The following is a 1,092-nucleotide window of genomic DNA, read 5'->3' as shown; positions in this document are numbered from 1 at the left end:
TGGCCGGCCTGTCGTAGAGTTCGTCGGGCGTGCCGAGTTGAAGGATGTCTCCGCCTTCCATCATGGCGACCCGGCTTGCCAGCGTCATCGCCTCGACCTGGTCGTGCGTGACGTAGACGAATGTCGCGCCGAGTCTCTGGTGAAGCTCGGCCAGCTCGCTACGCATGTGGACGCGCAGCTTGGCGTCGAGGTTAGAAAGTGGCTCGTCCATCAAGAAAGCGGCGGGCTGGCGCACCATGGCGCGACCGAGCGCGACGCGCTGACGCTGGCCGCCGGAGAGCTGGGCGGGCTTGCGCTCTAAAAGAGGTTCAATCTGAAGTTGCGCCGCGATGCCCCTGACCTGCTTGCCGATCTCCTGCATCACCTTGCGGCGCCGGGACGAGAGTAGGCGGACGAGCGGCAGGCGCTCGTAGAGGCTAAGCCCGGTCATCGTCAGGGGCAGCGCCATGTTGTTGAAGACGGACATGTGCGGGTAGAGCGCGTAGCTCTGGAACACCATGGCGATGCGCCGCTCATGCGGCCTCAGATGATCGATCGGCGCGCCATCGACGAGGATCGAGCCCGAGGTTTGCGGCTCGAGGCCGGCGATGATGCGGATGAGCGTCGATTTTCCGCAGCCGGAGGGGCCGACAAGCGTCAGGAACTCGCCATCGTTGATGGACAGGTTGATGTCTTTGAGAACCCGGTGGGGCCCGAAGGACTTCGAAAGGTTCTTTATTTCCACTGCAGCCACTGGGGTTGCTCCGTTTCGCGAACAATTGGGTAGAGGCGCTATCTCGGTGGATAGACCTCATGCACGACATCACCGATGAAAAAGGGTGTGAGGCCCGGAATTTCATGAGGCCGCACGGTGAAATCGGACCCGGAAAAGTCGTAGACGAGCACGCCCAAGGTGGCTTCTCCGGCCATCCCTTCCGGCTGCAAGTGCGCCTCGACGAGGAAGCCGGACGACGGCCCCCACAGGTACCGGACGCCGCCGAGTTGACGATCGTAGAGTTTGTGCAGGTGGCCGCTGGCCACGAAGGCCACGTCGTAGCGGCGCACCATGTCGAGCAGTTGCGCGCGAGGCTCGGGAGTGGGCGCCCAGTATCC

1 protein-coding gene and 1 pseudogene are annotated in these 1,092 nt (G+C 63.4%); both read right to left on the bottom strand.

The genetic code is table 11. The annotated features are described in order from the left end of the window. On the bottom strand, nucleotides 1–733 hold a 733-nt coding region (locus FJ980_RS33650), incomplete at its 3' end, for an ABC transporter ATP-binding protein (RefSeq protein WP_140547667.1). 38 nt (nucleotides 734–771) lie between these two features. Next, nucleotides 772–1,092: pseudogene (locus FJ980_RS35050) on the bottom strand (hypothetical protein); the annotation flags it as partial.

It is taken from the genome of Mesorhizobium sp. B1-1-5, assembly GCF_006443065.1.
Classification (GTDB): Bacteria; Pseudomonadota; Alphaproteobacteria; order Rhizobiales; family Rhizobiaceae; genus Mesorhizobium.
Note: the sequence above shows the minus strand (reverse complement) of the source record. Positions and strands in the feature narration are given on the sequence as shown.